Source organism: Aeromonas sp. 1HA1 (assembly GCF_029237385.1).
GTDB classification, from domain to species: Bacteria; Pseudomonadota; Gammaproteobacteria; order Enterobacterales; family Aeromonadaceae; genus Aeromonas; species Aeromonas popoffii.
In genome coordinates, this window is sequence record NZ_JAACGC010000045.1 from 1 (window position 1) to 18,768 (window position 18,768).

Genomic DNA, 18,768 nt, shown 5'->3' on the forward strand with positions numbered 1-18,768 from the left:
GAACAGGGATTGCAGGCTGGAGCTCACTCTGGGAAGGCTGGCAAACACTGCAAAGTAAACTGGACGGCTTTATTGCCGCCAAAGAGATGATGGCTTCGGGGATCAAGATCTGATCAAGAGACAGGCTTGAGGTGACTGGCTGGTGTTATGCCGTTTTAGCCATCCCAGTTGTTTACTGGCTCAAACCCTTGCTTGATCTGCTCCACAAGAACTACTGGGTGGGCCTTGCCTTCTGGGGGCTGGTGGCCTTGTTTGCTTGGCAGGGAGCTCTTATTGGAGGGATGTTCTATGGCTTGCTCGCTGCACCAAAGAACGAGGCTACGGGCAATGTAGTCAGAAAAAAATGTTCGATCCGGCTTGTTTCCAATGGCTATGACATACAGACCGGGGAGTACGTAGGCTCACCTTTTTGGTAATGCTTCGGTCAGTTGAGGCAGTAGCCGTCCTACTAGATACCACTTTATGTAAATATCTTATACACAAGTCCCCGGTCATCGCCCGGGGATTTTTTTAACCTATTACACCAGTCTGTGAACTCACTCTGGGTTACGGACCAAGATGACGCAAAAAATTTCACATGTGAAATTTCCGTCAGATTAGCGAATCAAAAAATAATACGGTAATAGCCAATAAATGGTGGAATAGTCGGCATCAAGAGGGATTGTATCTTAACCCTCTGTTTTTATAGTGGAAATTGTTTTTTAAATTCGCCCAAAAAAGGCACTTCCAGCGACGATGTTTTCTGAAAACAACATGCAGAATGCTCCTGCCAACACATGAAGCATCAGGAGGATGTATGGCTGAAACACCGCAAGAAAAATTGATAACAGTTGCTGAGGTGGTCGAGCTGACGGCTCTTTCGCCATCAACAATACGACGTCTAGTTAAATCTGGAAACATACCAGCCCCCATCAGGCTAGGCCCCACCGGACGTTCAATCAGATTCAGGCTATCTGATATCCAGCTGTATCTGAAGAACATTTGACAGGAGGTGCTTATGGAATTTCGATTACTGCCGGATGCACTGGAATGCAGGGAATCCGAACGCTGGGTCAAGCTCGGGGGTTATATCAACGTGCTGGCTCGAACCCGCTCTTCAGATCAGAGACGCAGCTACGGCATTTTACTGGAGTGGAAGAACCTGGACGGTGTTCAGTTGCAAGATATTGTCCTCATTCGGAATCTCCAGGGTGATAACAGCAGGCAGGTTCGGGAAATGCTGCTCGACTCAGGCTATCCATTGGAGCTAAACCCTCACGCTTGGCCACGTATCCAGCGTTATCTACTCGATGAGATCCAACGTGCGGAACCTGCGATCTGTGTTGAACGAACCGGGTGGCATCAAGAAGGTTTTGTCACTCCTGGCTGGAGCGCCCACAGAGATCGCACAAAGTTGTATCTGCTCCGCAAGGGGATGGATATGGAACTGCGGTCATCTGGCTCGCTGGAACAGTGGCAGGAAGAAATTGGCGAGGTCTGCATTGGTAATCCGCTGCTGATTTTTTGCTGTGGAGCCGCTCTGAGTGCACCTCTGCTCAGCAGCTCAGGTGTCGAAAACACGATTTTCCACATATATGGTGATTCAGGGTCAGGCAAATCTACGGCCTTGAAGGTCGCAACGTCAGTGCTAGGTGATGAATCGATCATGAGAACATGGTTGAGTACTGCGAATGGTCTAGCTGCGGCCGCAGCACTTCACCACGATGTCCCCCTCTTTCTGGATGAATTATCTCAAGCAAGGGCCGAGGATGTGGATACTGCCGTCTACTCCATATGCAACGGTCGACCCAAGCTTAGAGCCAACGAAACTGGCCAGCTGGCCATAGGCGAACCTTGGCGAACAATTGCCTTATCTAACGGAGAGGTGACACTGGAGGAGCATATGGCGCAACTGGGTAAAGTACCGCTGGCTGGACAGCTGAGTCGGGTGGTTGAAATACCCGCTGTTGGTCAACACGGCGTGTTTGATGCGCTCCATGGTCACAATGGGCCAGATTTGCTGGCAGATGAATTGCAGCGACGCTGCAAGCGTTACTATGGATCCCTGTTTTCAGCATGGATAAATCGACTAGCTGGCTACGATGAAGCTGAACTCACTCGCAAGGTTTTGCAGCACCACTCGTATCGCTGTGCACTCATGAAGGAGAATGCCGAGACTCTCTTGGGCTACCATATTAGCCCCCAGGTGATGCGGGTAATTCGTCGGTTTGCCCTAGTTGAGGCCGCATTGGTCATGGCTAACCAGTTCAATCTCCTGCCGTGGCTCGATCACCATTCTGTGAATGCTGTTGAGCACTGTTTTAATCTATGGCTAAAAAACCGCGGTCATGGTCTGGACACTGAGGATTACCGGCTGTTCTGTATGCTGAAAGCAGCCATACAGGGCTGGGGTCCGTATATAAGACCCCTGGAAGGCCGACTGAGCTCTAGTGTTGGTTACAGTCGAACGTATCAAGGGGAGTCGCAATGGTTAGTCAAAACTGACGTGCTGAAACAAGCGCTGAATTTGCGCCCTCAATACCGCTCACAGATGCTGCGATTAGTAAAAAGAGATTGGTTGCAATTCAATGAGTTAGATAGATTGACTCTCAAAGTCGCACAGGAGAAAAAATCGGCCCGCTATTTTGCCATCTGGCCAGAACGTATCAAGAGAGGCCTGACCGAGCTGGAGGTGGATTAATGGATTTCCCGGTTTTCCCAGTTCCACCGACTCTGTTGTGAGGTGACAGCATGCAAACCGTTTTTATGCTCTTGGCGCAATACGAGAAACCTGTCGTGCCGCTTAAAGACATTTGTAGTGACTATTTTGGTCTGTCATATCAAACAGCCAGACAGCGGGCAAATGCCGGGATGTTACCCATCCCGACGTTCAGAACCAGCCAAAAGAGCGATTATCTGGTGCACCTGACTGACCTGGCCAGCTATATAGATCAGCAGAGAGAGAAAGAAGTGCGTAGGCTAACTGCGATCACGAAGATGGAGGCTCGAAGATAATCTTCTGGAAGGGCAAGCCCGCGAATCGCGGGCTTTTTTCATTTTTTGTCTTTGTCAGTGGTCTGGGTCAGGTGGTAGACGCTCCTGCCAGCACAGCAAACAGCTCAAGGAAGGCACATAGGCAGAACCGAATGACGATGCTGCTACCCATGTTCCCTCCTATTCGCTCTACAAGATCTGGAGTGAGTATAATAAAATGGCCACCAACATCAACATAACCTGTTGATGATGTTGACTTTTGTCTTTAACGAACAAAGTTGTTGGGACATATTCGCAGAGTAGACAAGAAGAGCTGAAAGGCTTGAGAAAACCCCTGATTAAAGCCGTTTTGGCAGCCACCTGCCCCATATCTGCCCCATGGAAATTGAAGGCCACGCCTGGTAAGGGCTAGAGAAAAAATCTCACCAATCCAGCATGGGGGCGATGGAAAAACGCTGCGCCTGCATAAAAATCATCCGGGTTGGCTAAACAAAGGGGGCGGATTTTATCACAACGTGAGGTAGCCCCAGAAAATGAATTTTGTCGCCGCGCCACCGGGGGCCCTGTGATAGTATCCGACTAATAAGTAAAGGGTATTTGCGTGATCATGAATCAAGACCAACTTTTACAACGAGCCGAACGACTCTGCGAACAACGCGGGATCCGCTTCACCCCTACCCGGCGTCAGGTGTTCACTTTGCTGGCTGCCCACGGCAATGCTATCAGCGCCTATGATTTGTTAGCCCAGCTGCAGCAAACAGAGGCTCACGCCAAGCCGCCTACAGTCTATCGGGCACTCGATTTTCTGCTCGAACAGGGCTTTGCCCACAAGGTGGAGTCGCTCAACGCCTTCATATTCTGTTGTCACTTTGACCATGCTCATCCCATGCAACTGCTGATCTGCGACCGATGTGGCGAGGTGGTCGAACTCCATGACACGGCGATCGACAGCGCGTTTTCCGAGCAGGCCCATCAGCATGGTTTTACTATTACCAATAAGACAATAGAGGCACATGGCCAATGTGCTCGCTGTACGACCACCGTAGGACATCAACATGAAGGCTGATTTTGTAAACCCGTTCCTGCTTTCCCTGCTCAATGTGCTCTCCACCATGGCGCAGTTGGATCTTAAACCGGGTAAGCCCAAGCGCAAGATGGATGAGTTGGCGCGAGGCGATGTCTCCGGCCTCATCGGCATGGTGGGTCCGCAGACCCGTGGCTCGCTTTCCATCAGCTTCGAGAAGGGGTTGGCGTTGGAGATCATGCGTCGCATGCTGGGGGAGGCCCCCGCCACCATCAATGAAGAAGTGACCGACATGGTGGGTGAGATCACCAACATGGTTACCGGTGGTGCCAAGCGCATGCTGGGAGAGAAAGGTTACGAGTTCGACATGGCGACCCCTATCATAGTCTCCGGTCCCAACCACACCATCACCCATAGAGCCGATGGCACCAAGATTATGATGCCGTTCGAGTCAGATTACGGCCGGGCCACCATCGAAATCTGCTTCGAGTAACCTTATGTGGAAAGCGCTGAAGTGGTTCTTCATTGGTTGGGCACTGTTGCTCACCCTGTCTGATATCCAGATCAACACCTCGCTGTACAAGTACGATGACAACAAGGTGGTGGTAAGCTTTCCACGCTGGCAGGCAGAGAGTCCCTGGGGCACCTTACAATGGCATGCCGGTCGGATTGAGACCCACTGGTATGGCCTGGAAGGCAGGCCCAAACCGGTAGAGCCCCTGCTTTGAAATCGATGACAAATCAGAGAAATGAAAGAGGCCAGCATATGCTGGCCTCTTTTTTACTGGTTTGAGAGTGGTCAGGCGGCTTCGGCAGCCAGCTTATCATTGGAACGCATCACAATGCCAAGGCCACAGGCAAGCAGGGTTGGCAGCAACCAGGCTAGCCCTTTGTCAAACAGCGGCAGGAAGGCGAAGGCATCCATCTTCATACCGGCAGCGCCCAGACCATCCAGGCAACCGAACAGGAATGCCACCATCAAGACGGAGCGGAACACCAGACGAGGACGACCGAAGTAACCCTTCAGGAAGGTGACCAGCACCAGGGCTACGGCGACCGGATAGATGGCAACCAGCACGGGAATGGAGAGGCTGATGAGTTGGCTCAGGCCCACGTTGGCGACGATGGCGCAGATGGTGCCCAGCAGCACAACCAGCTTCTTGTAAGCCACACCGGTGAGGTTATGGAAGAAGTCGGAGCAGGCGGAGATGAGGCCCACGGCTGTGGTGAAGCAGGCCAGAGTGATGATGGCCGCCAGGATGAACTGACCCGGCTGGCCAAACAGGCTCAACACATAGGCGTTGACGATGGCGCCGCCATTGCTGACATCGGTGGCTACCCCGGCAGCTGTGTTACCCAGCTGGAACAGGGAGATATAGACCACGGACAGACCGATGGCTGAGATGACGCCGGCGATGGCCAGATATTTGAACTGGCTCTTGTAGTCGTGGATGCCTTTCTGACGCAGTAGATCAACGATCAGGGCGCCAAACATCAGGGACGCGAGGGTGTCCATGGTGTTGTAGCCTTCCAGAATCCCTTTCACGAAGGGGCCGTTCTGGTAGTCACCGGACGCAGCTGGCATTGTACCTTGTGGCGCGATGAACACACCCACGGCCAGGGTCAGCAGCAGCAGCATCAACAGCGGGGTCAGGTACTTGCCGACGGCATCCATCAGCTTGCCCCGGTTCATGGAGACCAACATGGCGATACCGAAGAAGATCACGGTATAGACTGCCAGACCGGCTTGACCCATATCACCGATGAAAGGCTTGATTCCCATCTCGTAGGCAACCAAACCGGTACGGGGCGCAGCAAAGGCGGGGCCGATGATGATATAGATGGCAACGGCCAGCGCGGTAGCAACACCGGCAGGCAGCAGCTTGGTCATGCCAGCCCAGCCATTACCCGCCTTGGCGACGGCGAGGATGGTGATGAGGGGCAGGCCCACGGCGGTCACCAAAAAGCCCAGCATGGCCAGGGAGAGGTGTTCGCCTGCCATGTAGCCAGCCAGCGGCGGGAAAATGATGTTACCGGCGCCCAGATAGAAGGCAAAGGTCATGAAGCCCAATCCGAGTACATCGGATAATGTGAGTGATTTCGTCAAGTTCAACCTCGTCTGTCTTGTAAACTATTGCTTGTTATAGTTTTTTATTGGTCAGTGACCGGCGTTGTTCGGGGGTAAAAAAAAGAGCCCCGCGTGTTTTTTCATCACAACCAGTGGTTTGAGCTGGTCTGGAGCGGGCGCTCGTTTGAGAGTCAGCATAATGGCGTGAAAAAATAGTTCAAGGCGAAATTTACATCTTCAAATAGAAGGGGTGGGTCAGTTGGATGTATCTGTCGGAATAGGCGCCATCAGCAGAATGGATCACAATCTCACCCTGCTCACACCTGCTTAATCCTCTGCCAAGTAGCAATAAAACACGATTTGCCTCTTTACCTACTCTGGTGATAACAGCTGTATAACAAACACCATACAGATCATAATCCGCCGAGATGCATAAAATTTCATCGGCCATGGCGGTCGGTAGCACCAGCGCCACCTGCCCGGCAGCGCTCAGTAAACGGTGGCACGCAGCCAGTAGATCCCGGCTGCCGAGCGCCCCTGTATGGCGGGCCAGCGCTCTGGCCGGATCGCTAAATGACTGGCCTGCCGAGAAATAGGGCGGGTTGGAGACGATGAGATCGTAGCGAGTGGCCTGATAATCTTGAATGGCGTTTTCCACTATGTTGACCCGTGAGGTCCAGGGGGAGGCGGCCACATTCGCGCGCGCCTGTGTCGCTGCATCCCTATCCAGTTCCACCCCGTCGATGAGGCAGTCGGATCGGCTGCGCTGGGCCAGCATCAGTGCAATCAGGCCGCTGCCTGTGCCAATGTCAAGCACCCGGTGGGCGTTGGCAACCGGTGCCCAGGCGCCTAGCAGTATGCCATCCGTGCCTACCTTCATGGCGCAGCGGTCGTGCTCGATATGAAACTGTTTGAAGGTAAAACCACTATTTCGTCCCATCTGACCCCCACCATATGCCGGCTACACAGAAAATGGTCGGCGATTATAGCGACTAAGCCACAGTCCCCATAGGAGCCGACGACATAATCGCCTATAATCTGCCGTTTCCTTAATGACCGAGTATTGCCATGAGCCAGTCCTTTGATGATTTCGACCTGAATCCAGCCCTCAACCGGGCCTTGGCCGAGATGGGATTCACCCGCCCCACCACCATCCAGCAGATGGTGCTGGAGCCAGCCCTGGACGGCCGCGATATTCTGGCATCCGCTCCGACCGGTACCGGCAAGACGGCCGCCTTCCTGCTGCCCGCCCTGCAGCATCTGCTGGACTTCCCGCGCCGCAAGCCGGGTCCGTGCCGCATGCTGATCCTGACCCCGACCCGCGAGCTGGCCCTGCAGGTCACCGCCCACGCCAAGGCGTTGGCGGTGCACACCAACCTCAGCATCGAGACCATCATCGGCGGCGTCAGCCACGACGAGCAGCTGCCGGCCCTGACCAAGACCACCGACATCGTAGTGGCGACCCCGGGTCGTCTGCTTGAGTACATAGAGAAAGAGGAGTTCGAGAGCCACGACATCGAGGTGCTGGTGCTGGATGAAGCGGATCGCATGCTGGACATGGGCTTCATCAAAGACGTGAACCGTATCGTGGCCGAGGCGCGCTATCGCAAGCACACCATGCTGTTCTCCGCCACCCTGGAAGGGGCTGGTCTTGAGAAGTTTGCCAACGAGATCCTCAACGAGCCGGTGGAGCTGCACGCCGAGCCGCCCCGCAGTGAGCGTCGCCCCATCACCCAGTGGGTGCATCTGGCCGATGATGCCGCCCACAAGCTGGCCCTGCTGGTGCATATCCTCAAGGATCCTGAAACCCAGAAAGCCATCGTCTTTGTCAGAACCCGTGAACGGCTGGCGGAGCTCTCCGGCCAGTTGCAGGCTGCCGGCGTCTCCTGCGCCTGGATCCGTGGCGAGATGGAGCAGAGCAAGCGCATCGAATCGATCCGCAAGTTCCATGCGGGAGAAGTGCCTTTCCTCATCGCCACCGACGTCGCTGCCCGTGGCATCGACCTGCCCAACGTCAGTCATGTCATTAACTACGACATGCCTTATGGCACCGACGTGTATGTGCACCGTATCGGTCGGACTGGCCGTGCCGGCAACCGTGGTTGCGCCATCAGCCTGGTGGAGGCGCACGACATGGGCATGGTCGCCAAGATTGAGCGTTACACCGAAGAGCGTCTCAAGCGCCGGGTGATCGACGAGCTGCGTCCCAAGCACAAAGAGGCGCGGGTACCGGTGAAAAAGAAAAAGCCGAAGGATGGCAAGAAGAAGAGTGCCAAGAAGAAAAAGAAATAAGCCATGCCTGCTGCAACGGTCATCCTCGGATGGCCGTTTTGCTTGTTGCCTGCGGTGAATGTGCCTGTATTCGCGGATAGCGCGCAGAAAAAAGCCGACGTATAAACGTCGGCTGATAAAAAGTGCTTACAACAGAGGATTCATGTATTCAGACCCGGGGATCCTGAATTTGGTTCCCTCTTTCTGTAATTAATTTTCGGCGCGTTTAAACATCAGGGTCTGAGCGTCAGACTCTTCTGGAACGAAGTAGTAACCATCGCTGTTGAAGCCGGTCAATTGTTCCACCTCGGTCAGCCGGTGCTTGATGATGTGACGGGCCATCATGCCACGCGCCTTCTTGGCGTAAAAGCTGATGATCTTGAACTGGCCGTTCTTCTCGTCCTTGAAAACTGGGGTGACGATCCTGCCCTTCAGGGCTTTCGCTCGTACCGACTTGAAATACTCGTCAGAGGCCAGGTTGATCAGCAGCTCGTCCCCTTGCGCCGCCAGCGCTGCATTGATGTGCTGGGTAATCACATCCCCCCAAAACTGGTAGAGGTCCTTGCCGCGACTGTTATCGAGCCGGGTCCCCATCTCCAGCCGATACGGCATCATGAGATCGAGCGGACGCAGCACGCCATAGAGACCTGACAGCATGCGCAGGTGCCCTTGGGCAAAATCGAGATCCGCGTCGCTGAAATCCTCCACCGCCAGCCCCGTGTAGACATCTCCCTTGAACGCCAGCAGAGCCTGGCGGGCATTGCCTGGGTGGAAGTCAGGTTGCCATTGGGCGAAGCGGGCGGCGTTGAGGCCGGCCAGCTTGTCGCTGATCTTCATCAGACTGGCGATCTGATCCGGCGTTAGCTGGCGGGCCCGGGTGATCAGCTCGGCTGAGTGATCCAGCAATTCGGGTTGGGTGAAACGGGAGCTCACCAGAGGCGACTCGTAATCCAGCGTTTTGGCCGGGGAAACCACAATCAGCATAACGATCCTTTATAGCGGTGACACACGCCCCTCATTCATCCAGGGTGACGTTGTCGAGTGTGCCTGCACCCAGCTGCTCACGGCCGGACAGCTTGATCAGCAGTCGCAGGTCGTTGGCCGAGTCGGCATGGGCAAGGGCCTCACTGTAGCCAATTTGGCCGGCACAGAACAGAGTGAACAGCGCCTGATCGAAGGTCTGCATGCCGAGCTCGGTGGACTTGGTCATCACCTCCTTGAGGCGATGCATCTCCCCCTTGCGGATGATGTCGGTAATGAGCGGGGTGTTGAGCAGTACCTCGAAGGCGGCAAAACGGCGGCGACCGTCCACGCTCGGTAGCAGTTGCTGGGCCACGATGGCGCGCAGGTTGAAGGAGAGATCAAACAGAAACTGTCGGTGTTTCTCCTGTGGCACCAGGTGGAGGATGCGATCCAGTGCCTGGTTGGCATTGTTGGCGTGCAGGGTGGCGAGACAGAGGTGACCCGTCTCGGCAAATTGCAGCGCAAACTCCATGGTCTCAGAGCTTCGGATCTCGCCGATGAGGATCACGTCCGGCGCCTGGCGCAGCGAACTCTTCAGTGCCACGTCGAACGACTCTGTGTCTATCCCCACCTCCCGCTGGGTGATCAGGCTGCGACCGTGCTGGTGCACGAACTCCACCGGGTCTTCCACCGTCAGTATATGGCCATCGGCATGCTGGTTGCGAAACCCTATTATGGCGGCCTGGGTGGTGGACTTGCCCGCACCGGTGGCGCCGACAAACAGCACCAGCCCGCGCTTGGCCATGGCCACCTCCTGCAAGATGGGGGGCAGAGTCAGCTCGTCGAAGGTCGGGATCCGGGTCTCGATGCGGCGCAGTACCATGCCAGGCAACTCCTGCTGCCAGAAGGCGCTGACCCGAAAACGGCCAAGATCCTCGCGGTGGATGGCGTAGTTAGCTTCCTTGGTGCGGATGTAGCGCTCGAAGTGATCGCTACTGAGGGTATCTCTGACCAGCGCCAGCGCCCCCTTCTTGTCGAGCGCCTCGTCCCCCAGCGACACCAGATGGCCATTCACCTTGAGGGTGGGCGGCGAGCCCACCGTCACAAACAGATCCGACCCCTTTCGCTTGACCAGCTCGGTCAGCAGATCATCCAGATTCATCATTTATCCCTCCCTGGGTTTGAGGCTCTTAAACGCTGTTGGGGTCGACCGCCTTGGCCTTGGCATCCAGGGAGGCCACCACGCCACGACTGACCAGTTGCTTGAGGCTCTGATCCATGGTCTGCATGCCGTGGGTCATCCCGGTCTGGATCACCGAGTAGAGCTGGGCGATCTTGTCTTCCCGGATGAGGTTGCGCACCGCGGGTATGCCCATCATGATCTCGTGGGCCGCCACCCGGCCACCGCCGATCCGCTTGAGCAGGGTCTGGGAGATGACGGCGCGCAGGGATTCAGAGAGCATGGATCGCACCATGTCTTTTTCCGCGCCGGGGAAGACGTCGATGATACGGTCTATGGTCTTGGCCGCTGACGAGGTGTGCAGGGTGCCAAACACCAGGTGGCCCGTCTCGGCCGCCGTCATGGCCAGACGTATTGTCTCGAGATCGCGCATCTCGCCCACCAGTATGATGTCCGGGTCTTCCCGCAGTGCCGAGCGCAGGGCGTTGCTGAAGCTCTTGGTATCGCGGTGTACTTCCCGCTGGTTCACCAGACAGCGTTTGTTCTCGTGTACGAATTCGATGGGGTCTTCGATAGTGAGTATGTGGTGGTGGAAGTTCTCGTTGATGTAGTTGACCATGGCCGCCAGTGTGGTGGACTTGCCCGAGCCGGTCGGGCCTGTCACCAGCACCAGGCCGCGGGGGTATTCGGAGATCTTGCGAAAGATCTCGGGGGCATCGAGATCCTCCAGACTCAGTACCGTGCTGGGGATGGTACGAAACACGGCCCCCGAACCGCGCGATTGCTGGAAGGCGTTGACCCGGAAGCGGGCCAGATTGGGCACCTCGAACGAGAAGTCGACCTCGAAGTTCTCCTCCAGTTCCTTGCGCTGGTGGTCGTTCATGATGTCGTAAATGAGGGCATGCACTTCCCTGTGTTCCAGGGCGGGCAAATTGATCTTGCGAACCTCACCATCAACCCGGATCATCGGGGGAACCCCAGCCGAGAGGTGTAGATCCGAGGCTTTATGCTTTACACTGAAAGCCAATAACTCTGTGATATCCATAGATTTGTCATTCTCCCATCACAAGATCACTAACGAAATATGAGCCAAATTGCCCAGCACCTGCTTCAGGTAAAGGAGCGTATTGTACAAGCCGCGAGCCAGTCGGGTCGTTGTGTCGATCACATCCACCTGCTTGCGGTCAGTAAAACCAAGCCACTTGAGGCCATTTGCGAGGCCTATGCCGCCGGCCAGCGCCGCTTCGGTGAGTCCTATGCCCAGGAGGCGGCCACCAAGATAGATACCTTGCGCCAGCAGCCGGAATATAGCGACATCGAGTGGCACTTTATCGGCCCGCTGCAATCGAACAAGTCCCGGCTGGTGGCCGAACGGTTCGATTGGGTACAGAGTGTGGACAGAGACAAGCTGATCGAGCGCCTCGACAACCAGCGTCCTGACGGGTTGGCGCCGCTAAATGTCTGTCTGCAAATCAATATTAGCGGAGAGAGCAGCAAATCCGGAACGTCTGAGCAAGAGATTTTCCGGCTGGCCGAGCTGGTCTCACGCAGCGAGCGGCTGGTATTAAGGGGGCTGATGGCCATCCCGGAGCATACCAGTGACGAGGTGGTATTGGCTGCCCAGATGGTACGCATGCAGACTCTGTTCACCGAGCTTGCGCGGCAATACCCGAGCGTCGATACCCTCTCGATGGGCATGACAGAGGATCTTGAGCTGGCGATCGTCCATGGCAGCACCATGGTGCGGGTCGGCACAGCCATCTTCGGTGCTCGTGACTATTCCTAAGCAAGAGCACCTGATGCAATATGGAACCCTCGCCTTTATCGGCGCAGGCAGTGCAGGTGTCCGCAGCTATTTCAGCAACAGGAGTGTTTGATGCAGCAAAGAATCCTCGCCTTTATCGGTGCAGGCAACATGAGCCGCAGTATCATTGCCGGCCTGATCCAGGCGGGTTATCCGGCCGAGCGTATCATCGCCGCCAATCCCAGCCGTCCCAAACTGGATGCGCTGGCGAGCGACTATGGCATCCGCGTCACCCAGCATAATGCCGAGGCGGCCCGCGAGGCTGACGTCATCGTGCTGGCGGTCAAACCCCAGCTGATGGCCGGCATGCTGAGTGCGCTGGTTGATGAGCTGGGGTCGCTGGCGGGCAAGCTGCTCATTTCCATCGCCGCCGGCATCAAGGTGGCACGCCTTGGCGAGATGGCGGGCGGTCACGCTCGCATCATCCGCACCATGCCCAATACCCCCTCCTTGCTGGGATTGGGCATGACAGGCCTCTATGCCCCCCCCGGGGTTGAACAGGCCGATCGCGACGTTGCCGAGCAGATGATGCAAGCCGTGGGCAAGACCCTCTGGGTGGCGCAGGAGTCTGGCATCAACGGCGTCATCGCCGCGGCGGGCAGTGCCCCGGCTTACTTCTTCCTGTTCATGCAAGCGATAGCAGAGGAAGCGCAAGCCATGGGCTTTTCGCCCGAGCAGGCGCGCCTGCTGGTGCAGCAGACCGCGCTTGGCGCCGCTGCCATGGTAGAGCAAAATCCCGATTTGTCGCTGCAAACCCTGCGTGAGCAGGTGACCAGCAAGGGGGGCACGACCGCCGAGGCCATCAAGACATTCCAGGCGCAGGGGCTGATGCCGCTGACCGCTCACGCCATGCAGGCGGCCGTCGCACGTGCCGCCGAGATGGAAACGCTTTTCTGAACACTCTTCTCTTACCGCTGGAGCTCAGATGAACACAGCTTATTTTCTGATTAACACGATTTTTGATATCTACCTCATGGTGCTGCTGCTGCGCATCTGGTTGCAGTGGGCCCGCGCCGACTTCTATAACCCCATGAGCCAGATGGTGATCAAGGTGACCAATCCGCTGGTGATACCGTTGCGCCGGGTCATTCCGGGCTTCGGTGGGCTGGATATGGCCTCGGTGCTGTTGGCGCTGATCATCGCCTTCGCCAAGTTGGCACTGCTCAAGAGCATGAACGTGCTGGTGGCCGACTGGCTCACCATCAGCCTGTTTGCCGCCCTGACCGTGCTGAAGAAGGCGGGCTCCATGATCTTCTGGGTGCTGCTGATCCGTGCCATCCTGAGCTGGGTCAGCCAGGGTCGCAATCCCATCGAATACGTGATGCACCAGCTGACCGAGCCCTTCCTGGCCCCGATTCGTCGCATCCTGCCGGCGCTGGGCGGGCTGGACCTCTCCGTGCTGGTCGCTTTTATCGGGCTGCAGGCCATAAACTATGTGTTGGGTGATCTGTTCGGCCAGCTGTGGTGGATGATTTGATGCCAGCCGTCCTGCGGGAAGGGGACGAGCTGATATTGCATCTGATGATCCAGCCCAAGGCGAGTCGGGATCAGATCGTCGGACTGCATGGCGACGAGGTGAAAGTGGCCATCACGGCGCCGCCGGTGGATGGCCAGGCTAACAGCCACTTGATCAAGTATCTGGCCAAGCAGTTCAAGGTGGCCAAGGGGCAGGTTCGCATAGTGCGCGGGGAGTTGGGACGGCACAAGACGGTTGCCATCGAGGCGCCGAAGCAGATCCCCGCCGAGATCAGTACCCTGCTGGAGACTCAGGGTTAACACGAGAAGGATGACACCATGAAAACAGCCTGGATAAGCTGCCTGCTGGCACTGCTGATGACCTTGCCGCTGCGGGCGGAGCAGATGAAGGAGCTGGGCCCCTGGCGGGTACACTACAGTGCCTTCAACTCCAGCTTCCTCACTCCGGACGTGGCCAAGGCCTACGGTCTGGAACGCAGTCGCTACAACGGCATCATCAATATCGCTGTGCAAAACAAGCAGGGCGTGGCGCAGGCGGTGGGTATCACGGGTGAGGCCAAGAACCTCACCGGTACCCTACGTACTCTGACCTTCCAGGAGGTCAAGGAGGGGGACGCCATCTACTATCTGGCGGTGCTGCCCTATCGCAATGAGGATACCTACCAGTTCACCCTGAAGATCATGGGGGAGGGGCAGCAACAGACGCTCACCTTCCAGCAGACCTTCTACGTCGACTGAGGCTGTTGCCCTGATTACCGAATAGAAGAAGCCCCGAACTCAGGTTCGGGGCTTTTTTCATGATGTGGCGTCAGCTGGCCGGTGCAAAGTCGTGGATCTCGCCCGTTCGCGGGGTGAAGCGAGGATCCTGATCCCGGTTGTGCTTCACCCACTCCATGGCCTGGCAGAAGCTCTCCTGCCTGGCAAGCTCGTCACGCACCTGATCGATGGCCCGCTCGGCGCTGCGCCGCTCCATCTTGCTAGCCTTGCGATCACTGAACTGTTTTTGCTGGGCCAGCATCCAGTCGATGAAGGCCTGACGGCATTGTGACTCGCTGGCCGCTTGGGCGGGCAGTGTCATCAACAGGGTGATCATCAATACATAGCGCATAACAAACCGACGACAAGAGGGTGGGGAGAGGGTGAAGGGCAGTATTTTATGCCGAAAACGTGAGCATGAACAGAGGGGAAGCGGGGCCGACGAGTGGCCAGCCCCGGGCAGGATCAGTGCTTGATGAGGTAGAGTTGGCGGCTGTAGGCCACGTCCTCCGGGTTGTTGATGGGGTAGCCCTTGAGCCAGGGCTTGATGAGCCGGGCATTGGTGTACTGATAGATGGGCGTGATCGGCGCTTCATCCTGCAATATGGTTTCGGCCTGGTCAAACAGCTGGGCCCGCTCGCGGGGATCCTGGCTGCTTGCCGCCCTGGTCAGCAGGGCATCGTAGCCGGCGTTGGCGAAGCGAGCCATGTTGCCGCTGTGGTGGGAGCCCCACAGACCTAGGAAGGCGGAGGGGTCGTTATAATCGGCCACCCAGGAAGAGCGGATCACCTCGAACTGGCCGCTCTGGCGGCTGTCGAGATAAGTTTTCCACTCCTGATTGGTGAGCTCGACCTGGGCACCCAGTTTCTGTTTCCAGAGGTTGGCGATGGCCAGCGCCATCTTCTTGTGAATTTCCGCCGTGTTGTAGAGCAGTGTCAGCTTGAGCGGCTTGTCTGGGCCATAGCCAGCCTCCTTGAGCAGCGCTTTGGCCTTCTCATCCAGCGTCTGCTGGTTGCTGCTGGAGAGCAGGTTGGCCTTGGGCTCGAAACCGGCCACCACGTCCGGGGTGAAGCGATAGGCCGGTTTCTCGCCGGTGCCCAGCACCTTGGCGGCGATGAGGTCGCGGTCGATGGTGTAGGAGAGCGCTTTGCGCACCCTCACATCGTTCAGCGGTGGCAGCTGGGTGTTGAAGGCGTAGTAGTAGGTGCCGAGTTGATCCGGGGTATAGACCTCACCCGGGATCTGCTGCATCAGCTTGTGATATTGCTCCTTGGGGAAGGATTCCGTGATGTGCAGATCCCCGGCCAGGTAGCGGTTGGTGGCGGCGGTTTCCTGGTTGATGGGCACGAAGGTAACCCGGGTCAGCACTGTATGGGCCCTGTCCCAGTAATGGGGATTGGGGGTCAGCTCCAGCCTCTCGTTCACCACCCGGTGGCTCAGCACGAAGGCGCCGTTGCCGACCAGCTTGCCTGGCTGGGTCCACTGGTTGCCATATTGCTCCATGCTGGCCTGATGCAGTGGCGACAGACTGGGGTGGGTCAGCAGGCTCAGGAAATAGGGTACAGGCTGGGAGAGGGTCACCTGCAGTGTGTGCTCATCGAGGGCCTTGACCCCAAGCTCACTGGGGGCCAGCTTGCCGGCCACTATCTCGTCCACCTTGTCGAAGCGGGCCAGCTGGGCAAACCAGGCGAAGGTCGCGGCCTCTTTCGGATCAACCAGTTTGCGCCAGCCGTAGACGAAGTCGGCGGCCTTGACCTTGTCACCGTTGGACCAGTGTGCATCCGGTCGCAGATGGAAGGTAAACTGCTGATTGTCCTTGTTGTCCCAGCTCGCTGCTACGCCAGGCAGCACCTTGCCGTCCGGCCCCTGGGTCAACAGCCCCTCGTAGAGATCCCGCAATACCTGCAGTTCGGGCAGGCCGACCAGTTTGAGCGGGCTCAGGCTCGCCGGTTCATCCTTCAGATGACGCACGACGGCCTGCTCGGCTGCGAGTTGAGTGCCGGGTGGAACATCGGCTGCCTGGATACAGGCACAGCCCAGCAGGGCCAACAAGGGACTCCATCCTTTCATGGCTAATCCTTCAAATAGTGTGAAGCGGGGAGAAAACTTGGCGAGAAATGATCGCCGACAGATGGGAAATCATGATATCCCGTTTGCTGGTCAGACTACCAGTATGAGTCCCATTATTTCAGGGACGGTGTGGAACCTTAATTGACCCGCTGTCAGGGGGAGAGGAGTGAACGATGAGAACATGGATCCTGCTGGCCCTGGCCATCAGTCAGGGCGCCTGGGCGCTGGTGCCTTGTGAGCGTGAGAGTCCGGTCGGCAGCTGGTGCGAGGTAAACATTGATCAGCTGCACCCGACCCAGGGCGGAGTTGGCCAGATCCAGGTCGACAATACCCAGGCAGAGCTTGCAGGCAAGAGCGCCAAGCAACTCGACAAGTTGATGAAAAAGAAAGAGATCCCCATCGTCATCGCCCCCGATGGTGGTTACTGGCTGGTGGACAGGCATCACCTCACCAAGGCGTTGTGGCAGTCGGGTGTGAAGCAGGCCAGGGTCAAGGTGATCGCCCGCCTGCAGGACACGTCCAGCTTCTGGAGCCAGATGCAGGGCAATCACTGGGCCTGGCTCAAGGATGAGAAGGGGTTGCCGCTGACCCCCGAGCAGCTGCCCGCCCATATCGGCGATCTGCCGGATTATCCCTACCGGACCGTGGCGGGCTTGCTGCAGGATGCGGGCTATGTCGACAAGCGGGATCAGGTCTATTTCGTCGAGTTCGCCTGGGCCAGCTGGCTCGGCCAGCAGATGGACTGGTTGCCGGTCGATGACGCCAATCTGGCGGATCGTCTCCATCAGGCCAAGCGGCTGGCATGCAGCAGCAAGGCGGAGGAGCTACCCGGCTATCCCGGCAAGCAGTGCCGGGTCAATCAGTCGCGCAGTGGCAGCTGAGCAAGCGCCAAGCCAGTAGCCAGAGCGGGGGTGCAAATCCCCCGTTCTGGTGTTGTTACGTCTGCTCGGTTGTTTGCCAACGTCCAGCAAGGCCACCTCTCTTTGCTGGATCTGCGGCAGCAGGGCTTGTACTTGTTCATCGGGCCAGTCCCACCAGGTCAGCGCCTGTGGCCGGGCTATGCCGTCCGAGCCAAAGCGCTGGCGTGACGTGCCTGTCACCATGCGGTAGGGCGGTTCGTCCCGCGCGACCAGGCTACGGGCGGCGATAATGGTGCCACCCAGATAGTGACGCCTGGCATTATCATGGCTTCCATTCCTATCCAGACATCATGGCCGATTCGGTGATCACCGGCGGGGCGTTAGCTGCGCTTGAGGGCATCCAGGTCAGCAAACGGACAGGTGCTGATGAAGGCCGGGCTGTGAGTGTGGTTGCCCCAGCGCCCTAACCTGGAATGTAGAGCGCTCATCAGTGAGCCGGATTGCTGCCGGGCTGCGCGCTGCGCGGCCGTTTTCGCCTCAGCTGAGGGTTAACCTCTGGGTTTGAGCCTCTGCGCGATCCGCTGTTGCGCCTCTTCCCCCTGCAGGGCGAGGGAGAAGGCGCGCGCCTCCAGATCGATGACGAAGTGCACCGCCTGTTTGAGCTCCTGTTTCAGCAGCGCCTTACTCTTTTGCAGGGCCTTGGGCGGTTTGGCTGCCAGCTTTAATCCCTGCTCGCGGGCAAAAGTGAGCAACGTATCGGCGGCGACCACCCGGTTGGCAAGCCCGAGCCGCTGCGCCTCCTCTGCATCGATGGCCTCGGCCAGCAGCAATAGCTCGGCCGCCTTCAGATGGCCCACGGTACGTGGCAAGAGCAGGCTGGAGGCAAACTCCGGCACCAGCCCCAGTTCGACGAACGGCAGTTGCAACCGTGCGTTGTCCGCCAGATAGACAAGATCACAGTGCAGCAGCAGGGTGGTGCCTATGCCGACGGCAGGGCCACCGACCGCGGCTATGACGGGTTTGGGAAAATCCGCCAGGGTGTGCAGGAACTGCAAAATGGGATCGTCGGCATCCAGGCTGAATTTGCCCATAAAGTCGGCCAGATCATTGCCAGCGGTGAAGCAATCGCACTGCCCTTGTATCAGTAGCACATGCACGGTGTCATTTTGTGTCGCTCGGCGTAATGCCGCGGTGAGGGCGAGATACATCTCGGTATTGAGGGCGTTGCGCTTGGCGGGGCGATTGAGGGTCAGGGTGAGCAAGCCATCCTGCTGCTCGGCAACGATAATGAGGTCCATGTCTAAATCCTTGTTATCACAGGCT

General features: G+C 57.4%; 20 protein-coding genes and 1 pseudogene. 12 read left to right on the forward strand and 9 right to left on the reverse strand.

The features are described 5' to 3' along the window. Positions 1 to 997: 997 nt before the first annotated feature. The 5 genes from GWQ22_RS14165 to GWQ22_RS14185 all read left to right on the forward strand — a co-directional run bounded on the left by GWQ22_RS14165 (position 998) and on the right by GWQ22_RS14185 (position 4,725). A complete protein-coding gene (locus GWQ22_RS14165; protein WP_275930696.1) occupies positions 998 to 2,680 on the forward strand; it encodes a DUF927 domain-containing protein in 1,683 nt (560 codons plus the stop codon). Positions 2,681 to 2,730: 50 nt separating this feature from the next. Beyond that, positions 2,731 to 2,994: a pyocin activator PrtN family protein gene (locus tag GWQ22_RS14170; RefSeq protein ID WP_045523228.1), complete on the forward strand. Its 264-nt coding sequence runs from the start codon at positions 2,731 to 2,733 to the stop codon at positions 2,992 to 2,994. Between the two features lie 586 nt (positions 2,995 to 3,580). Continuing rightward, the gene (gene zur / locus GWQ22_RS14175) at positions 3,581 to 4,039 is read left to right on the forward strand and encodes a zinc uptake transcriptional repressor Zur (protein WP_084204620.1); all 459 of its coding nucleotides are present in this window, start codon (positions 3,581 to 3,583) and stop codon (positions 4,037 to 4,039) included. Next, positions 4,029 to 4,490: a chemotaxis protein CheX gene (locus GWQ22_RS14180; protein WP_108537021.1), complete on the forward strand. Its 462-nt coding sequence runs from the start codon at positions 4,029 to 4,031 to the stop codon at positions 4,488 to 4,490. The genes zur and GWQ22_RS14180 overlap by 11 nt, the downstream gene beginning before the upstream one ends. Positions 4,491 to 4,494: 4 nt before the next feature. Next, positions 4,495 to 4,725, forward strand: coding sequence for a hypothetical protein (locus GWQ22_RS14185; protein WP_275930697.1), 231 nt, complete (start codon positions 4,495 to 4,497; stop codon positions 4,723 to 4,725). Between the two features lie 71 nt (positions 4,726 to 4,796). Here GWQ22_RS14185 and brnQ read toward each other — a convergent pair whose 3' ends face one another. Both brnQ and GWQ22_RS14195 read right to left on the reverse strand, forming a co-directional pair. Further along, positions 4,797 to 6,059, reverse strand: a complete 1,263-nt coding sequence (gene brnQ, locus GWQ22_RS14190) for a branched-chain amino acid transport system II carrier protein (RefSeq protein WP_275930698.1) — start codon at positions 6,057 to 6,059, stop codon at positions 4,797 to 4,799. A gap of 235 nt (positions 6,060 to 6,294) precedes the next feature. Further along, positions 6,295 to 7,005, reverse strand: a complete 711-nt coding sequence (locus tag GWQ22_RS14195; RefSeq protein WP_275930699.1) for a methyltransferase — start codon at positions 7,003 to 7,005, stop codon at positions 6,295 to 6,297. Positions 7,006 to 7,133: 128 nt separating this feature from the next. On the opposite strand from GWQ22_RS14195, the gene srmB reads away from it, so the two are divergent. Continuing rightward, on the forward strand, positions 7,134 to 8,357 hold the full coding sequence (gene srmB, locus GWQ22_RS14200; protein WP_098982293.1) for an ATP-dependent RNA helicase SrmB: 1,224 nt from the start codon (positions 7,134 to 7,136) through the stop codon (positions 8,355 to 8,357). A gap of 189 nt (positions 8,358 to 8,546) precedes the next feature. On the opposite strand, the gene yaaA is transcribed toward srmB, so the two are convergent. Genes yaaA through tapT form a run of 3 tightly spaced genes read right to left on the reverse strand, consistent with a single transcriptional unit; the run spans position 8,547 to position 11,524 of the window. Next, entirely contained in the window at positions 8,547 to 9,320 is a 774-nt protein-coding gene (gene yaaA / locus GWQ22_RS14205) for a peroxide stress protein YaaA (RefSeq protein ID WP_275930700.1), read from the reverse strand. A gap of 31 nt (positions 9,321 to 9,351) precedes the next feature. After that, positions 9,352 to 10,461 carry a type IVa pilus ATPase TapU gene (gene tapU, locus GWQ22_RS14210; protein ID WP_275930713.1) on the reverse strand — a complete coding sequence of 370 codons (1,110 nt, stop codon included), beginning with the start codon at positions 10,459 to 10,461 and terminating at the stop codon, positions 9,352 to 9,354. A gap of 28 nt (positions 10,462 to 10,489) precedes the next feature. After that, on the reverse strand, positions 10,490 to 11,524 hold the full coding sequence (gene tapT, locus GWQ22_RS14215) for a type IVa pilus ATPase TapT (protein ID WP_005320466.1): 1,035 nt from the start codon (positions 11,522 to 11,524) through the stop codon (positions 10,490 to 10,492). Between the two features lie 39 nt (positions 11,525 to 11,563). Here tapT and GWQ22_RS14220 point away from each other — a divergent pair, with 39 nt between their 5' ends. From GWQ22_RS14220 to GWQ22_RS14240, 5 genes are all read left to right on the forward strand, one after another. Beyond that, a complete protein-coding gene (locus GWQ22_RS14220; RefSeq protein WP_275930701.1) occupies positions 11,564 to 12,265 on the forward strand; it encodes a YggS family pyridoxal phosphate-dependent enzyme in 702 nt (233 codons plus the stop codon). 90 nt (positions 12,266 to 12,355) lie between these two features. Further along, entirely contained in the window at positions 12,356 to 13,180 is an 825-nt protein-coding gene (gene proC, locus GWQ22_RS14225; RefSeq protein ID WP_275930702.1) for a pyrroline-5-carboxylate reductase, read from the forward strand. Between the two features lie 28 nt (positions 13,181 to 13,208). After that, entirely contained in the window at positions 13,209 to 13,760 is a 552-nt protein-coding gene (locus tag GWQ22_RS14230; RefSeq protein ID WP_108536333.1) for a YggT family protein, read from the forward strand. Next, on the forward strand, positions 13,760 to 14,059 hold the full coding sequence (gene yggU, locus GWQ22_RS14235) for a DUF167 family protein YggU (protein ID WP_042036158.1): 300 nt from the start codon (positions 13,760 to 13,762) through the stop codon (positions 14,057 to 14,059). The genes GWQ22_RS14230 and yggU overlap by 1 nt, the downstream gene beginning before the upstream one ends. 18 nt (positions 14,060 to 14,077) lie before the next feature. Then, complete coding sequence (locus GWQ22_RS14240; RefSeq protein WP_212512767.1) at positions 14,078 to 14,497, forward strand: DUF4426 domain-containing protein; 420 nt, start codon at positions 14,078 to 14,080, stop codon at positions 14,495 to 14,497. A gap of 70 nt (positions 14,498 to 14,567) precedes the next feature. Here the strand turns inward: GWQ22_RS14240 and GWQ22_RS14245 are convergent, their stop codons facing one another. Next, positions 14,568 to 14,867 (reverse strand): hypothetical protein, encoded by a 300-nt coding sequence (locus GWQ22_RS14245; protein ID WP_042036155.1) that lies wholly within the window; start codon positions 14,865 to 14,867, stop codon positions 14,568 to 14,570. A 113-nt stretch (positions 14,868 to 14,980) separates the two neighbouring features. Next, complete coding sequence (locus tag GWQ22_RS14250; RefSeq protein WP_275930703.1) at positions 14,981 to 16,585, reverse strand: ABC transporter substrate-binding protein; 1,605 nt, start codon at positions 16,583 to 16,585, stop codon at positions 14,981 to 14,983. A 173-nt stretch (positions 16,586 to 16,758) separates the two neighbouring features. Between GWQ22_RS14250 and GWQ22_RS14255 the strand changes: the two genes are divergently transcribed. After that, positions 16,759 to 17,466, forward strand: coding sequence for a ParB-like protein (locus tag GWQ22_RS14255; protein ID WP_275930704.1), 708 nt, complete (start codon positions 16,759 to 16,761; stop codon positions 17,464 to 17,466). 81 nt (positions 17,467 to 17,547) lie between these two features. Here the strand turns inward: GWQ22_RS14255 and GWQ22_RS14260 are convergent. Next, a pseudogene (locus tag GWQ22_RS14260) lies at positions 17,548 to 17,900 on the reverse strand (antibiotic acetyltransferase); the annotation flags it as partial. 93 nt (positions 17,901 to 17,993) lie between these two features. Then, entirely contained in the window at positions 17,994 to 18,743 is a 750-nt protein-coding gene (locus GWQ22_RS14265; RefSeq protein WP_275930705.1) for an enoyl-CoA hydratase-related protein, read from the reverse strand. Positions 18,744 to 18,768: the final 25 nt, after the last annotated feature.